This window comes from Microcoleus sp. Pol12B3, assembly GCF_036701355.1.
In the GTDB taxonomy this organism is placed as follows: Bacteria; Cyanobacteriota; Cyanobacteriia; order Cyanobacteriales; family Microcoleaceae; genus Microcoleus.
On sequence record NZ_JAUBQS010000012.1, the window covers coordinates 12,197 to 29,831 of the forward strand.

Annotated in this window: 11 protein-coding genes; 6 read left to right on the plus strand and 5 right to left on the minus strand. The window is 44.6% G+C overall.

From position 1 onward, the window contains the following. The first annotated feature begins 237 nt into the window (after positions 1 to 237). The 6 genes from dpdE to QUA53_RS08495 all read left to right on the plus strand — a co-directional run bounded on the left by dpdE (position 238) and on the right by QUA53_RS08495 (position 10,795). Positions 238 to 3,573: a protein DpdE gene (gene dpdE, locus QUA53_RS08470; protein WP_333096437.1), complete on the plus strand. Its 3,336-nt coding sequence runs from the start codon at positions 238 to 240 to the stop codon at positions 3,571 to 3,573. Between the two features lie 313 nt (positions 3,574 to 3,886). Beyond that, positions 3,887 to 5,791, plus strand: coding sequence for a response regulator (locus QUA53_RS08475; RefSeq protein WP_333096435.1), 1,905 nt, complete (start codon positions 3,887 to 3,889; stop codon positions 5,789 to 5,791). 74 nt (positions 5,792 to 5,865) lie between these two features. Beyond that, positions 5,866 to 9,300 carry a PAS domain S-box protein gene (locus QUA53_RS08480; RefSeq protein WP_333096434.1) on the plus strand — a complete coding sequence of 1,145 codons (3,435 nt, stop codon included), beginning with the start codon at positions 5,866 to 5,868 and terminating at the stop codon, positions 9,298 to 9,300. 57 nt (positions 9,301 to 9,357) lie between these two features. Continuing rightward, a complete protein-coding gene (locus QUA53_RS08485) occupies positions 9,358 to 9,738 on the plus strand; it encodes a response regulator (protein ID WP_333096432.1) in 381 nt (126 codons plus the stop codon). 116 nt (positions 9,739 to 9,854) lie between these two features. After that, positions 9,855 to 10,289, plus strand: coding sequence for a hypothetical protein (locus QUA53_RS08490; RefSeq protein WP_333096429.1), 435 nt, complete (start codon positions 9,855 to 9,857; stop codon positions 10,287 to 10,289). 125 nt (positions 10,290 to 10,414) lie between these two features. Beyond that, complete coding sequence (locus tag QUA53_RS08495; protein WP_333096457.1) at positions 10,415 to 10,795, plus strand: response regulator; 381 nt, start codon at positions 10,415 to 10,417, stop codon at positions 10,793 to 10,795. 536 nt (positions 10,796 to 11,331) lie between these two features. Here the strand turns inward: QUA53_RS08495 and QUA53_RS08500 are convergent. The 5 genes from QUA53_RS08500 to gatB form a co-directional block, all read right to left on the minus strand. Then, on the minus strand, positions 11,332 to 12,564 hold the full coding sequence (locus QUA53_RS08500; RefSeq protein WP_333096427.1) for a pentapeptide repeat-containing protein: 1,233 nt from the start codon (positions 12,562 to 12,564) through the stop codon (positions 11,332 to 11,334). Positions 12,565 to 12,672: 108 nt separating this feature from the next. Beyond that, positions 12,673 to 13,311, minus strand: coding sequence for a Uma2 family endonuclease (locus QUA53_RS08505; protein WP_333096424.1), 639 nt, complete (start codon positions 13,309 to 13,311; stop codon positions 12,673 to 12,675). A gap of 273 nt (positions 13,312 to 13,584) precedes the next feature. Then, complete coding sequence (locus QUA53_RS08510) at positions 13,585 to 14,172, minus strand: Uma2 family endonuclease (protein ID WP_333096422.1); 588 nt, start codon at positions 14,170 to 14,172, stop codon at positions 13,585 to 13,587. A 43-nt stretch (positions 14,173 to 14,215) separates the two neighbouring features. Further along, complete coding sequence (locus tag QUA53_RS08515; RefSeq protein ID WP_333096419.1) at positions 14,216 to 15,382, minus strand: pentapeptide repeat-containing protein; 1,167 nt, start codon at positions 15,380 to 15,382, stop codon at positions 14,216 to 14,218. Between the two features lie 372 nt (positions 15,383 to 15,754). Beyond that, positions 15,755 to 17,245: an Asp-tRNA(Asn)/Glu-tRNA(Gln) amidotransferase subunit GatB gene (gene gatB, locus QUA53_RS08520; RefSeq protein WP_333096417.1), complete on the minus strand. Its 1,491-nt coding sequence runs from the start codon at positions 17,243 to 17,245 to the stop codon at positions 15,755 to 15,757. Positions 17,246 to 17,635: the final 390 nt, after the last annotated feature.

The following is a 17,635-nucleotide window of genomic DNA, read 5'->3' on the forward strand; positions in this document are numbered from 1 at the left end:
ACAAGCCCCCGGATTCATCCGTGAATAAATAAAAAACCTATATCCGATAAATAAGCCCCCGAATTTATCCGTGGGGTCAATCCTTCAATTCTTTAATCTAAAATCTAAAATTTAAAATCTAAAATCGATTGGCTGTCATTTGACTAGAAAAGTGATGCAGGCAAAAATTGCGTTTTGCTAAAATTTTTAACTGGAAAGGATTTATTGTAATCTAGTAAGTATTGTCAGGCTGAAATTATGATTGATGTTGGTTCGTTAGTTCGATCGCCCCGAAACGATTTGGGAGTCGGAAAAGTTGTCGAGGTATCGCGTACCGAGGCGGTAGTTGAATATTTTTGCTCAGTTAAAAACCGCATCCGCAAAACTGTACCCTTGGGTTTGCTGCAAGAAGCCAGACTTCAGCGCCAAACCCGCTGCTACCTCTGGAGTACCACTCAGGAAAGATGGATAATTGGGCGAGTTTATGACTGGGATGAAGATAAATTAGAGTACGAAATTGATCTGCCCGACAGCCAAAGTTTGCAAGCAGTGGAAAGCGAACTTTACGTTCGCTGCAATATCCCGATCGCCGATCCGATCGACATTTTAGCAGTCAAAGGCCAAGAAACGCCGTATTTTCACGATCGCCGATTGGCATTTGTTCAATCTGCGATCGAACAGCGGGCAGTCAGCCGCGGCATGACGGGTTTAATTTCTGCTAACATAGACCTCTATCCGCACCAAGTTGAAGTCGTCCGGCGCGTCCTAGAAGACCCAATCGTGCGCTATTTATTGGCAGACGAACCAGGATTGGGAAAAACAGTAGAAGCAGGGACAATTCTCCGCCAATTCCTGCTAGATGAACCCAACGGACGCGCGGTGGTTCTGGTTCCGAAATACTTGCTCGAACAGTGGCGGCAGGAGTTAGAAAATAAATTCTATTTGTCTCATTTTGCTGACCGAGTGCAGCTTGTGGCTGTTAGCGACATCAATCAAATTAGCCGCAACGCTAACCTAGATTTTCTGATTGTGGATGAAGCGCATGATGTGGCGGCAATGGCCAATTCGAGCGATCGCGCTCAGCAGCAGTCCTTTGAACTCTGTCAGAAACTAGCTCAGAAAAGCAAAAATGTATTGTTATTATCTGCAACGCCAGTTCTCGGCCGCGAGCAAGATTTTCTAACGATGCTGCACTTGCTAGATCCCACAACTTACCGTCTTGATGACCTGGAAAGCTTCAAAGAACAGGTGCAAAACCGTCAAGAAATCGGCCGCGCTTTGCTGGATTTCCGAGAAAATGCCAAGCCTGCTGTTTTGCAAACAACACTCGCTCAACTTCGCACTATTTTTGCCAAAGATGATTTTTTAATCGGATTAGCAACCGAGTTAGAAAGTTGTTTGAAAACTAAAGAAACAGCAGAACAGGCTCGCCTTGTCCGAACTATTCGCACTCACGTTAGCGATACCTACCGTTTGCACCGCCGCATCCTTCGCAACCGCCGGGATGCGGTTGAAGATGTGATTTTCGATCGAGATGCTGTCCCCAAAACCGAGTACGATCTGAATGACGAACAGTGGGCGGAAATTCAAACCGTACTCGATAAATGGCGCACAGTCGCTCCCAAGTCTAGCGAATATCAGAGAATTTTTCTGCTATTTTTCCGCGCTTCCGGTACTTGGCTGAGTGTTTTAGAACGGGTTGTCAAAGCTCGCTTGCAGAAAAAATCGACTCCAGAACTCGATCGCGAATTTGGACAAAATGACACGGCAATTTTGACCAAAACTGCGTTGTTTCCCGAAGAAAGGGAAATGCTGGAAACCTTGCTCAACACCCTGGAAAAGCCCCAGGAAGGACTCGATCGACTGAGTTTGTTACGAATCGCGATTCTCCGATTTCTGGCAGTGGCTTTGAAGGTTCCGCGCGAGTATCACAGCAAACCTCGCGATTTGTTGTCGCGAATTCAACAGCAAATAAAACGCCCGATTCCGGGCGAGCGTTTCCCGAAAATTGTGATTTTTACCAGTTTTACGGCAACTTGTAAAGAGATTGCGGAAAATTTAGCGAAAATCTTTGGTAAAAATGCGATCGCCAGCCATGACACGACCAAATCGGCTGATGATGTGGAGGCTAGTCTCAAGCGGTTTAAGACTGAACCGCATTGTTTTATCTTAGTGTGCGATCGATCGGCCGAAGCAGGGGTAAATCTGCAATTGACAGATTGGTTAGTTCACTTCGATTTGCCGTGGTTTCCCAACCAGTTAGAACAAAGACTCGGCAGAGTCGATCGCATCGGCAGCAAAATGGGAGTGCAATTTTGTTTGTTTGCAGGCCCGGATTTGCCAGAGAGTCCCCACGAAGCTTGGTTTCAAGTTTTAAAAGATGGGTTTGATATTTTCAACAAATCTATTGCCAGCCTTCAGTTTTATGCTGAAGAAAAACTTCTCAAACTTGAAGAAAAGTTGTTTGCTGAGGGAGGCAAGGGCTTATCAAGCGAAATTGAAGCGATTAAAACTGAAATCGAACAAGAGAAAATCAACATAGACGAACAATACGTTCTCGATGAAATTGATACTCTTGATGACAGCGCATCTCAGTATTTTGAATCTCTCGATAACTGCGATGCTAAGCATAAAGAAATGCAGCGGGCCACTGAAGGCTGGTTGTGTCAAGCTCTTCACTTCAAACAAATCGAACATCCGAGTGTATCCGGGCTGTTGCGCTATCAACCTACTCAAAAAACGTTGATTCCCTCGAACGATTTGAGAACCAGATTGATTCCTTATTGCCAGCAATATGGCAGTTACAATCGCCGCATTGCTCATCAGAATGCGGATGTCGCTCTTTACCGAATTGGTGAGGGATTGATCGATGCACTTGGCTCTTATATTCGCTGGGACGATCGCGGTCAAGCTTTTGCCATGTGGCGGCATGATGAAAGTTGGGATGCGGAGCCTGGGAAGGAGTGGTTTGGCTTTCAGTTTAATTATTCAATCCAGACTGATGTGCAGCCGGCCGAGCAAGTTTTGCAAGCACAAAATATCGAAAATTACAACTTGAAAGCTTTGCAGCGCCGCGCTGATGCTCTGTTTCTGCCAATTTTTGAAACTGTGTTTGTAGATGCTCGCAGCGAAGAAATGTCTCTGGTGGAAGATGCGGAACTTCTAGCGATTTTGCAGCGGCCTTATAAGGGGAAAGGCGGGCCGAATCGGGATTACAATTTGTCTAAAAATCGCACGTCGCTGATTGACAGTTTTGTCGATCCGCTAGAATGGGATGATTTTTGCCAAAAGGGACGGGTGGTATCGGAGGAATTGCTGCGCGGGCGATCGGCTTTTGTGGAAATGTGCAATAGTTTCGCTGTCACTGCTGCTATCCAACTCGAAAACCGGGTGAATCAATTGCAATTGCGCTTGCATCAACTTTCTACATCGGAACAAGTTTTAGCATCGGTTTTAGCTGATGAAATCAATACGGAAAGTTTGTTGAGTGAAGCGGTTTTAGCTGGTATTCGCCGCCCGCACATGACTCTTGAGTCTGTGGGATTTATTGTGATTTCTGGGCGTCCTCCTGTAAAGTCGGAGGATGAAGGATAATTTGTTTGGGAGGGCGATCGCTCTTTTTGAGGGCGATTCCCTACCCTTTGGGAACCCATGCGGGAAGATAGCTTCGCTTCACGCTCTTTTTCAACCGCAGATGCAGGCGGATAAACGGGGATGGACGCAGATGAATGAAAGGGCGATCGGTCTTATTTAAACTGCGGAAGTGACAGCAATTTTTAGGTTATGGGACTGTAAAAAGGGTAAGATAAAAGCAGTAGTAATGAGTAGCAGTGATTTAGTTAAAAGCCACGTTTCGGTCTGACATCAAAGCGCGTCGATCGCATGGGCATTGAACCGCACAGCCAAAATGAAGAAGTCTCCCATAAAAATTCTGCTAGTAGAGGACGATGGAGGGCTGAGTGCAACACTCGCCAAGGTTTTGGAAGCAAATCATTACGGGTTTGATCGGGCAAATGATGGACAAGCGGGCCTAGACTTGGCAGGAGCAATTGAGTATGACCTGATTTTGTTAGACGTGCAGGTTGCCAAACTAGATGGGATTAGTCTATGTCGGCAACTGCGATCGCAAGGCTACCGCAAACCGATCCTGTTGATGACGGCAAATGATTCAGATGCGGAGGTGGTGGCTCTTTTCGATGCGGGAGCCGATGATTACATTAGCAAGCCTTTTGCTACGGAAGTATTACTGGCAAGAATCCGAACTTTATTGCGACGCAGTAAAGCACTTTCCCCAGCAGGTTCTACTCAGAATTCAGCGACTAATACATTGACTTGGGGAGATCTTTGTTTAGATTTGGATGCTGGTAGAGTGACATTTTGCGAACAAATAATTTCACTGACAGCGACAGAATATAATCTGCTGGAATTATTACTCCGAAATCCCGATCGCATTTTTAGCCGCAGTGCTATTTTGGATCGTCTGTGGGGATTTGATGACGCACCAACCGATCGCGCCATTATCACTCATATTAAGGATGTCAGAAAGAAACTGAAGGCCGGCGGCTTAACTGAAGAAATCATCGAAACAGTTTATGGCATGGGCTATCGACTGAAACCGTACCCCCAATCTGCGTCATCTAGTTCAAATAATCATGGAATTGAGCGCACCCAAAAACCTCAATCTCGCCGGATAGATAAATCTGATAGCGACAAAGTGTTAGAGCGGTTTCGGGGAGTATTCAACCAACAAATGACTGTATTGGAACAGGCAAAAACCGATCTATTAGCCGGAAAGTTAGAAACAGAATTACAGCAAGCGGCAAAACATGAAGCTCATAAATTGGCAGGCTCTCTGGGATCTTTTGGTTATCCCGAAGGCTCGAAATTGGCACGATCAGCAGAGCATTTACTAATAAACGATCGCTCTTTGACTGCTGAGGAAATTACCCGCTTTTCGGAATTGGTGACAGGATTACAGCAGGAATTAGACAAAACATTAATTACATCAACGGCTGCACCAGTTTCTACTATTTCAAATTTTAACTATCGGGTTTTGGTAGTTGATGATGATGCTGCATTAACAGAGCGATTGAAATTAGAATCCGAAGCTTGGGGATTTCGGATGAAAATTGCGCCCAATATTACTGATGCCCGATCGCGTCTTGCTTTGTCAATGCCCGATGTGATGTTACTAGATTTAAGCTTTGCAGAGACAGAGGAAGATGGATTGACGCTACTGCGAGAACTGAGCGAGCGATCGCCTACTCTTCCTATAATCGTTTTTACCGGACGAGATAGCCTTGCCGATCGCTTGGCTGTATCGCGCTTAGGTGCTAAGCAATTTCTCCACAAACCTGCAACCACCGAGCAAATTTTTCGAGCGATCGCCCGTGTTCTACCCAGTCCCAAAACTTCAGAAGCCAAAGTTTTAATCGTAGATGATGACCCTTTGATGCTGGTTAAATTATCAGCGTTACTGACTCCTTGGGGAATTGAGGTGACAAATCTCAAAGAACCACAGCAATTTTGGGAGGTGTTAATTAGCATTGAACCAGATTTAGTAGTGCTGGATCTAGAAATGCCGATCGTCAGCGGCTTAGAATTGTGTCAGGTTGTCCGACAGGATATCCAATGGGAAAATTTACCGATTTTGGTGGTGACAGCCCATACCGATCCAGAATCTCTCCAACAAGCCTTTGCAGCGGGAGCCGATGATTTTATTACCAAGCCGGTACTAGGGCCTGAATTAGTCACGCGGGTACTCAGCCGAATCAAGCGCACTCGTCCTTTACTTAAGCCTGCGAATAGTTAAATAGAACTTACGCACGAGGGCTAAAAACCCGGTTTCCGCCTCAATCTAAAAAATGTAATTAATTAAGTAGATTAATGATAGAACATACTGATGAAGATTATGGGAAATGGCAACAACAGCCACACCCAATCCTGGCTAAAACAGCAGTTTCTCTCTCCGCATCCCTCAAACTAGAAGATATTCTCAACTCTACGGTCACGGAGCTCAGAAACATTCTGCAATGCGATCGGGTAATTATCTTCCAATTTGCTCCAGACTGGAACGGAAAGGTGGTGGTAGAGTCAGTTGGTTCAGAATGGACAGCAATATTATCCACTCAGATACACGATCCTTGCTTGGGTCAAAGCTATATCGAACCCTTCAAACAAGGCTTATTCACCTCTAAATCAGATATTTATACTGCCGGAATTGATACTTGTCACCGGGAATTCCTGGCAACTTTTCAAGTGAGAGCTAACCTGGTTATTCCTATCCTTGAGGGAGAAGAACTTTGGGGATTATTGATTGCCCATCAGTGTGCAGCACCTCGCGAATGGCAACCCTCAGAAATTGAGCTCATGCGACAGCTAGCAACTCAAGCTGGAATTGCCATTCAGCAAGCTGATTTATTTGAGCAAGTACAAACGGAACTGAGGGAGCCAAAACAAGCAGAAATTGCCCTACAACAACTCAATACTGAACTCGAACAACGAGGCATAGAACGGACAGCAGAACTCAGTGAAGTCAACCATAGTTTGCAACACGAGCTCAGTCAAGTTGAAGACCTCTATAATAATGCTCCCTGTGGCTATCATTCCCTAGATGCAGCAGGAACAATAATTATGATTAATGATACGGAACTGAAGTGGTTAGGCTATACCCGCGATGAAATTGTAAACCAAAAGAAATTTGTTGATTTAATGACACTTGAAAGTAAAAAAAAATTTTATCAAAACTTTCCCTTATTTAAAAAACAAGGCTGGATCGAGAATTTAGAGTTTGAGGTGTTGAATAAAAGCGGAAAACCCATTTGGCTAAACTTAAATGCTACAGCAATTTATGATGAAGCAGGTAACTTCATGATGAGTCGTTCTAGCGTATTTGATATCACCTATCGCAAACGTACTGAAGAAGCATTTCGCCAATATGAACGCATCGTATTCAATACAACAGATGGGATTGTGTTGATGGATCGCAACTATATTTATCAAATAGTCAATCAAGCTTATTTGACTTGGTGCAACAAATATGAAAGCGAAGTTATCGGAAATTCTGTTAGAAATATCCTGGGTGCAGACGTGTTCGATAACTTGATCAAACCTCGGTTAGATAGGTGTTTGGCGGGCGAAAAAATTCAGTATGAAAACTGGTTTGATTCTCCCAATTTAGTCAGGCAATTTTTGAGCGTTACTTATACACCTTTACGTGATGCAGGCGAAAATATTGTAGGGATAATCGTTATTCTGCGCGATCTGACTAAACTTAAACAAGCCGAACAAATGCTGGAGCTTCAGGCTGTCATTACCCGCAACATGGCGGAAGGAATTTGCTTAGTAAGAGTAGATAATGCAGTTATTGTCTATGCCAATCCTAAATTTGAGCAGATGTTTGGCTATGACTTTGGCGAACTCAACGGTCAGCACGTTTCGATTCTCAACTATGGCAACGAATCGGTCAGTCCTGAAGATGTAAATCAAGCCATTCGGTCTGCAGTTTTACAAAGGGGTGAATTTAGCTATGAAGTTCATAATGTCAAGAAAGATGGAACTCCATTTTGGTGTAGTGCCACTTGCTGTGTATTCAATCATTCCGACTATGGCGATGTTCTGGTGGCAGTTCATCAAGATATCACAGTAGCGAAGCACCTCGAAGAAGTTCGACAACAGGCGGAAGCAGCCTTACTACAGAAATCTCGAAAGGAACATTTGCTATGGAGGATTACTCAAGGGATTCGCCAATCTTTGGATCTGAATGCGGTTCTAAATACTGCGGTTACTGAAATCAGGCAGACATTACAAACAGATCGCACTGCCATTTACCGCTTTAATCCTGATTGGAGTGGTGATTTTGTCGTGGAGTCAGTTGGTGAGGGTTGGGTAAAACTGATAGGAAGCGAGCTTCAAAAAAATTGTGCAGATACCTATCTGCAAGAAACTCACGGCGGTCGATTCCGCAATCATGAAAAATTTGTTGTTAATAATATTTACAGCGCTGAAATTCAACCCTGTCATATCGAGCTACTGGAACAATTTCAAGCAAAAAGTTATGCAGTTTTCCCGATATTTTTGAGAGAAAATCTCTGGGGTTTGTTAGCTATCTACCAAAATACGGCTCCTCGTCAATGGCAATCGTGGGAAATAGAATTACTTGAACAGATTGCCAGCCAATTGTCGATCGCTATTCAGCAATCCAAACTCTACCGACAACTTAAGGTCGAACTGCAAGAACGCCAGCAAGCCGAAGCCACGATCCGAGAAGCCGAACGACGCTGGCGATCGCTCTTGGATAACGTGCAGTTGATTGTTGTCGGACTTGATATAGGGGGAAATATCAATTACGTTAATCCTTTCTTCTGCAAAATTACGGGATATACTCACCCAGAAGTTATAGGAAAAAATTGGTTTAAAAACTTCGTACCCAGTTCTATTCAACCATCGATTCAAGTAGTTTTTTCGGAAGTTTTAGCCCATAACTATCATCCCTATTATCAAAATCCCATCTTGACCAAATCTGGTGAAGAACGGTTCATTGCTTGGAACAATACCATGCTGCAAGATTCAGAGGGAAACATCATTGGAACTATCAGCATTGGGGAAGATATTACCGAACGACAAAAGATCGAACACATTAAAAATGAGTTCATTGGCATTGTCAGCCATGAACTTCGCACTCCTTTGACAGGAATTCAAATGTCATTGGGGCTAATAAAAAGTGGGGTTTATGATAAAAAGCCCGAAAAATCTAGACGCATGATTGAAATTGCCTTCCTCGATACCAATCGATTAGTGAACTTGGTTAATGATATTTTAGATTTGGAGCGCCTAGACTCCGGGCGGGCAATTGTGGAGAAAACCGTTTGCAAAGCTGCGGATTTGATGCAGCAAGCAGTAAATAGCACTCAGGCGATCGCTACTCAACAGCGGATCTCCTTAATCGTTACCCCCACGGATGCAGAAGTCTGGGCAACAAGAGATGCGATCGTCCAAACTTTAACAAATTTGCTCAGTAATGCGATTAAATTCTCACCTGCCGATTCCACAATTCATCTGAGTGCCGAAAACCAGGCAGACTTTGTGCTGTTCCAAGTTAGCGATCGCGGACGAGGCATTCCTGCCGATAAACTAGAACTCATTTTTGGTCGATTTCAGCAAGTCGATGCCTCCGACTCCCGCGAAAAAGGAGGCACCGGTTTAGGTTTAGCAATCTGTCGCAGTATTGTTGAGCGGCATGGCGGCAAAATCTGGGCGGAAAGTATCTTAGGTGAAGGCAGCACATTTTGCTTTACCCTACCCTTACGCACCATTGAATAACGCTTAGATTAATCTGTAGCATCAATCCCAAATCCAAAATCTCCAATCCAAAATCCCATGACAGACAGACAAATTCTAGTTGTTGACGATGAAGAACACCTTCGGGAACTTGTGCAAGCCTGCTTAGAAGATTTAGGCGGATGGAAAACAGTGGGGGCAGGATCGGGAGAGGAATGTTTACAAATACTGCAAATACAACAACCCAACGCTATTTTGCTGGATGTATCTATGCCGGGAATGGATGGGTTTGCTGTGTACGAGATCCTCCAGTCCGATCCGATTACCCGATCGATTCCAGTGATTCTGCTGACAGCGAAAGTTTTGCCCAGCGATCGGGCTAAATTTGCCCACATGGCGGTAGCTGGGGTAATTGCCAAACCGATCCAACCCATCACCCTGACGGAAGAAGTAGCAGAGATTTTGGGATGGGATGAATAACTTTCACCATTTTTGTCAAGTTTTGTAACAATAACCGAATCTTTACCAATTCCTTACCCTTGCTATTTAGTCTCCTGTTATGCAGCTAAAAGTTCTTTGCATTAAAAGGAGACTCAATGAATGCTTTTCAGGCTTTGAATGATGTAAATCAGGATGTCGCAGGTTCATTTTCCGGTTTGCCCACTGGTTGTCAGCAATCCACACTTTGGATTGCTCATACAGAGGAAACACCGATCGCAGATATTAAAATTCAAGAAAAGGATTTGACACTTATCCTTAAAGTTCACATTTCTGACATTCATCTTGTCAAGTTGAATCTCCAAATCACTCCAGAAACTGTTTTAATTCAAGGTCAACCTACCGAAGCTGCGGGAGTAGAAGGTTATTTCCTTCCTAGTAGATTTCAAAGTCTCATCCCGTTGCCCCACCGCGTACATCCTGAAATCTACGATACTGAAATACACTCGGATGGTTTAACAATTCAGCTTGCTAAAGAATTGAGAGTTCCGCCATCCCAAATTCGGATTCAACTCTCAAATACACATCTTTGAGCGATTGCTTAAAGATGTGTATTTGGGACCCAATTGGCAACAGAAAAATTGATTTCTAATCAACAAAAAAAATGAACACTTTGCAAGTAGCTAATTATGATGGCAGTCTCCTGCCCGAAAACAAGATGATCGGGAAACAAATTCTCATCGTTGATGACCAAGAACACCTCCGCGAACTGGTACAGTTGTGCCTGGAAGACCTCGCAGGATGGAACACCCTGGTGGCCGCATCAGGAGAAGAATGTTTACAAATCCTACAAACAGAACGACCTGATGCTATTTTGCTGGATTTATCAATGCCGGGAATGGATGGGTTTGCTGTGTACGCTCGTCTCCGATCCGATCCCATAACTCGATCGATTCCAGTGATTCTGCTGACAGCCAGAGTTATGCCAAGCGATATGGGCAACTTTGCCGAAATGGGTGTTGCTGGGATCATTCGCAAACCATTTGAACCCACCACCCTGCCGGGAAAAGTGGCAGAGATGTTGGGATGGGATGATTGACACTCCCTGGTATGGCAGACGCAGGATTCTTAAGACTTGACAATCTTAATATCCTCTCTGGAAATCTGGGGATTGTTGGATACAATTTCTCTCAGTTATTGCTATTTTTACGAAAGATTTCGATTTGCATCAATTCCTTAACAACCTTGTATTCTTTACCAAATCTTTACTTCTTACCTCTACATTCATAGAGTTGCTGCTTCAACCCAGCTTACAGCACTTGGCAACAAGAGACAAATACACTTTCGATAAAAAAGAGGTTTTTATGACAAGCTGTCCTTGCTGCACGAATCAAATGCTGCGTCACGTTCGCCAAAGTCAAGTATACTGGTTTTGTCGTCAGTGTTGGCAAGAAATGCCTGTTTACCCTCTTAACAGCTACGGTTCATCGCTCTCTATAAATGTAGTTACAGACTTAAGGATTAAGAAGCAAATTTTTTCAGAGGCGATAGTTTTAAGGTGAAATCCCATCGCACAGGCGTGAGGCCCGTGCCACAATGGAGGCGGATGAATAAAAGGGAGCTCGCACTTACCGATTAAACCTCCTCAAAAATTGCGCCTCGCTGCTGTAGATTCACCTGCATCTCCTCATCCATTCCTGAATTGTTCCCGAATCTGGCTGACTCGACATTCGCACCGCTGAAATTTGTATTTGTTAAGTTCACTTCCAGCAGATTTGCGCCGCTCAAATTGGCACCGCTGAGGTTAGCTAAAGCTAGACTGGCTTTGTGCAAATCTGCACCGCTTAAATCAGCATTTCCTAAGAAAGCACCACTCAAATCTGCACCGCCGAATTTGGCATTTTGCAGGTTGGCGTCGCTGAAATCGGCATCGCTTAAATTTGCACCCCGGAAATTTACCCGATCGAGATTTGCGCTGCTAAAATCCACTGCACTTAAAGTCGTTCCGCGCAAGCTACCACCTGCGAAATCCAGTGCTGGATTGAGATTGGCGATTTGGGCCAGCTCTACAAAATTGTCGGTTTCAGCGGAGATAATGCGATCGACCATTTCCTGCAATTCCGATTCAGCTTCCGGGACAATTTTCAGTTCGCGCGGTTCAACCGGAGGTAAATTGTAGGACAATAGCGCCCAACTGAGGGCAGGTTGGAGTTTATGTTTTTGCAGGTATATAGTTAGGATTCTTTCTAAAATAGAATGTTGATTTGGCGTGATTTCGTGCGGCCACAAACCCTCCGCATCTGTGAGATTAATATCTTCTTTAGCAACCTCAAAAGCGGCTGCCATCCGAAATTCTTTGCCATAAATTTCTCCCAGCTTAGCATTTTTTAGCAAACCTTTTAATACTGATTTGCCTTGTTCTACTGAAAAAATCCAAGCTGGCGTTGTATCATCGCTGATTGTGGAAATGTGACAAAATATGCTCTCTGTTTCGTTAGTTTTTTCCGCCTTCTCCCCGTCCTGAACTCCCGGCTGACTTTCGGTTACTAAATTTTCTGCACTGCTTTGAATGGCCAGGGTTTCTTTAATCGGCAAAAGCTTAAAAGCACCGACTAACTGACGCGATGCTACGGGAATTTTGCCGTTTTCTAGATGGAGTTTGAGCGTTCCGCCTTGCAGACCAAATTTGACGCGACCACCTAGCAGGGGTTCCCAATGCTCGTTAAAATTCAGGCTCAAGTGAATGTCTAGCTGCTGGGTTTGGGCTGCAACCGATGGAAGTGGAATTGCTTCTAATTGCATCCACAAGCAATCTGGGTATTTGTTGTGAGACTCGATCGATCGCATATCGGGTAGAATTGCTGGCACTACCAGCCTGTAATTGATATTTAAATTAGTTTATCATCTCTATTTTATCACAACAGAGTTTTTTTTAGTAGGTTAAAATTGTAAATTTTGTTTAATTTTATCCGCAACTCATAGGTTTGGCTTAATTTGGCTTTTTACCCAATTCCGAAATGCTTTTACTAATTCCAAATAATCTATTGTTTCTGCTTGTTCCAAAAATCTGACAATCTCTAATATCGGTAAGCTGGGAAATGCTAAACTGATATCGCCCTCAACGTATTCTCCATTTTCTAATCTGTTGATTCTGAGTCGCGATCCATTATAAATCCAAACTTCCGGCACTCCCAGAGCCGCATAAACCTGCAAGGTATTTTCTGAACGACTGGTAATATCAATTTCTACCACTAAATCCGGCGGCGGATCTTGATTCATGTCGATTCTTTTTTTGCCTTTAACGGCACTAATATTCTGGATGTAAAAACATTTATCTGGTTCTACACCGCTAAGTTCAGGACGTTTGAATGTGGTAGAACCAAGAGGTTCAATTCTCACCTCTAATTCTTCAGCTAAGGTTTCAACAAATCGACCCAATACTTCTTTGAAGCGTTCGTGTTCTGGAGAAGGTACCATAATTTCAAGATTGCCACGATTATATGTCAGCCGCAGTCGCCGCTGACTGAGTTCAGCCAGCAAAGTTTCGTAAGTTTGCCAACTGATACCCGATAGCTGGACAATTTGTTCCGGGGGGGAGAGAGTTTGAGCAGTCATCTGATTTTATATTTTAGATTTTAGATTTTAGATTTATCCCGCGAATAAATTAGGGGTCAGAAACCAAATTGTTTTGGATGATAGCGATTAAAAGGGCGGGTTTTTGAGATTGTCAATTATTGGCAGATATTTTTCGTGAACCCGCCCCTACCGTATTAGGGGTAATCGACCGGACATAATATCATTCCTTTGCACTTTTAGATTATATCATCGAAAAAAGCTCGATCACTCTTTAATTACTGAGTTAAAATATGTGCTATCGAGCCTGAATGTTTAGTCACCACTCTGCGCCGGAAATACCGAAGACAAATCTAGAGACAACTCTGGAAAACCCGGAATTACCACCGTCTGATTTGGCAAAACAACCCGTTGCAATTGATAACTATAACTCCCGTTTTGTTTCTGATAAGGTTCGCTGTGCATTTCCAGTTGGTTGTCAAGCAAATTAAATATCCAATAATTAGGAATCCCTGTTTCAGCATAGAGAGGCAACTTCGTTCTCCGATCGTACTTCAAAGTAGAATCCGAAACCTCAATTACCAACAAAATATCAGCAGGCTCCGGGTGAGAAGATAAATAATTGTCAGAACGATTGCGGGCAATAACAACATCAGGCTCTGGTTCGCTATCATCCGTCAAAATAATCGGCTCTTGACCGCGCACGATCGCCCTTTTTCCCAGCAGCGCGTACAATTCTCCAAACAGCAGCGAATTACAAACAGAGTGAAACGTACCTTTAGCAGCCATAATGATAATTTCTCCGCGAATCAATTCAACTCTGTCATCCGGTTCAAAAAAACCCAGTTCTCCCAAACGGTGATATTCGGCGATCGAAAATCGTTTTGCAGTTACGGCAGTCATAGCTTTTCTTACCCTCCACAATTACCAACCTTTCCAATTAATTTTATTCAAAAATCCCGCCCCGTGCCATCAATTCAACCTTCAGGGCTTCGGAAATTCCCACACAACCAGAAAATTTCGCATTTTTAACCACTGTATTTGTCAAATCAGCGCGGCTCAAATCAGCACCGTTTAAATTCGCACCACTCAAATTAACACCGCTTAAATCAGCATTCTTGAAATCAGTATTTGTCAAATTTGCATTTACTAAAATCGCATTCGGTAAATAAGCACTGCTCAAATTGGCGCCGGTTAAATTTGCACCGCTCAAATTCGCCCGGGGCAGCTTTGTTCGCAAATCAGCACCGCTCAAATTGGCGCTGCTGAGCTCAGCATCCCGCAAATTAGCATTGCACAAATTAGCATCAATTAAAATAGCAGCGCTCAGCAAAGCACCGCTGAGATCTGCCAAAGTCAAATCGGCGCCTCGGAGGTTGGTTTCGCGCAAATCAGCACCGTTAAAATCAGTGTAATGCAAGTCAAAACCGCTTAAATTAGCCCCAGCAAAATCTTCAACCGGATTCAAACCAACTGTTTCTACAAGTTGTACAAAACTCTTATTTTTATCAGTTAAAAACAGTTGCCGGACGATCGCCAATTGCTCCTGTCGGTACTGATTAGCCTTCTCGTAATCTGCTAAATACTTGTAAGCAAGCTTCAAATTCTTGAGAGCATTGCGCTCAACGCGATCGTCCTTGCTGGCGCGCGCGATCGACAACTGCTCCTGATAACATTCGATCGCACCAGGCAAATCTCCCTTAGCATCGTAAGCTAGCGCCAAATTGCCCAAAGTTTCCAATTCAGAGCGCCCGTCGCCAGTGTCACGTGCGATCGCCAAACGCTGCTGCTGGTAATCAATAGCACTAGAAAAATCCTCCAGAGCACAGCAAGCATTCCCCAGATTTCCCAAAGCATTTGCCTCGCCCCGGCGATCCCCAATTTCCCGCGCTAACACCAAATGCTGCTGGTAGCAGTCGATCGCCTGAACATAATTTCCCAGCGCTTCGTAAGCTACGCCCATATTACCCAGCGCCGCACCCGATCGTCGCTTATCGTTCATTGAGCGATACAGCGCCAGCGCTTCCTGCCAAGAACCCAGCGCCGCCTCAAATTGACGCGCCTGATATTGCGAAATCCCCTGCTTGATTAGCTCGCTAGCTTGTTCGCTCATAATGTCAAAATTAGTTAATAACTAAAGTTGATATTAATCGACTCAAAGCGGTAATTGCTAATCGGTAATCAGTAATCGGGGATCGGTATGGCCAATCCCCCTCTCCCATCCGTATTTTCACGTCCGTGCAAAAAAAAAGACAAAAAAAAGAGAGAGCTACCTAAGTAACTCTCTCTGCCATCAGGGTGCATCTACATAACACAATATAACACTATTAGGATGAGGGGTGTCACCCCCAAACGTGAAGATGTTGTAAAGAAATGTAGATTAATTATAAAGTTACGATCTCGCGAGAAGGGCGATCGCGCGGCGAGCTCCGGAAAAACCGATCGCGCGCCGCTGTATCCGCTACACGACCCCCTTAACAACTGCTTAGGCTGGGCCGTTAAGCTTCGCCGCCAGCAGCTCATTGGTCAGTTTGGGATCGGCCCGGCCGCCCGTTTCCTTCATCACCTTGCCGACAAAAAAGCCCAGCAGCTTAGTTTTACCGGCTCGGTACTGTTCGAGCTCCTTGGGATTGGCGGCCAACACCGCATCGATCGCTCGATCGAGCGCCCCAGTATCCGAAATTTGAATCAAACCCTTGCTCTCAACGAACTTCTGAGGCGAACCACCGTTTGCCAGCAACTCCGGCAAAATATCCTTAGCGATTTTGCCACTGATCGTACCGGCCTCAATTAGCCCCAGCAGTTCGGCTAAATCCTGCGGTTGGAAAGGAATTTCTGCGATCGCCAGTTTTTCATTTTTCAGATAAGCAGTAATATCGCCCATCACCCAATTGGCAGCTTGTTTAGCCACAGCACCGGCGGCGATCGATTTTTCAAAATACTCCGCCACCGCTTTGTCGTCAGTCAGCACCCGCGCGTCGTAGGGAGAAAGACCGAGCTCTGTTTCGTAGCGATTGCGCTTCATTGCCGGCAATTCTGGCAGTTGAGCTTGCCAATCCTGTAATTGCTCGGCCGAAACTTTGATCGGAGGCAAATCCGGTTCCGGGAAATATCGGTAATCGCTCGCGCCTTCCTTAACCCGCATGCTGAAAGTACACTGCTTGTTTTCATCCCAAAGCCGGGTTTCTTGGACGATGGTTTCGCCATTTTCCACAGCTTGAATTTGCCGCTCGATCTCGTAATCGATCGCCCGTTCGATCGCATTAAAAGAGTTCATATTTTTAATTTCCACCTTCGTGCCGAACTCTTTTCTGCCAACGGGGCGCACCGAAATATTCACGTCGCACCGCAGCGAACCTTCCTGCATATTCCCGTCGCCCACACCGATGTAGCGCACGATCCGGCGCAATTCTTGACCGTATTCGGCCGCTTCCGCGCCCGATCGCAAATCCGGTTCCGAAACTATTTCGATTAGAGGCACACCCGCACGGTTGTAATCCACCATTGAATAAGTAGAACCGCTCAACCGATCGCTGCCGCCGTGAACCAATTTTCCGGCATCTTCCTCCATGTGCAAGCGAGTGATCCCAATTTTTTTTCTAGTAGAATTTCCAGTCTCATCCACCAGTTCAATTTCTAGCCAGCCGTTAGTAGCGATCGGCAAATCGAACTGAGAAATTTGATAATTTTTCGGCAAATCGGGATAGAAATATTGCTTGCGGTCAAACTTACTGTAAGGTGCGATTTCGCAGTTGAGAGCCAGCCCTGCTTTCACCGCATACTCCAGAACTTTTTGATTTAATACTGGCAATACTCCAGGCATTCCCATACAAATTGGGTCAATGTTAGTATTTGGAGCATTGCCAAATTCTGTAGAAGAACTGGAGAAAATTTTAGTATTCGTACTCAATTGACAATGAGTTTCAAGACCGATAATGGCTTCGTACTGAGTTTTAACTGGTGCAGCAGCAGTCATAAGCGACCTACAAGACTGAATAACTTTAGATTTTATTTTAGCTTTTTATTGACCAAACTGATTGGAGATTATTTGTAGGTAGGGGGGTTTTCATTGGTGTCAGCAAGCGCGTCAAACCCTTAGTTCGGGAGGTTTAAACCCCTGCCAGACTTTGAGAAAGCGTGTTTAGTTGAGACAAATGGGGATCTGCATAGGCAACGCCCTGCGACAGATTGGCGATCGACCCAAGCCCGCAGCCACGCCGATCTCCTTTTGATCGCCCCCAAACAACAACTCTATGCAAAAATATACTTAGGGCCAGCTCCTGCCCGTACCCTTCCCTTACCCAAGAGAGTTTTAGACCGATCCACCACAATTGCCGATCGATCTGCACCCCAAATTCTTTGACTG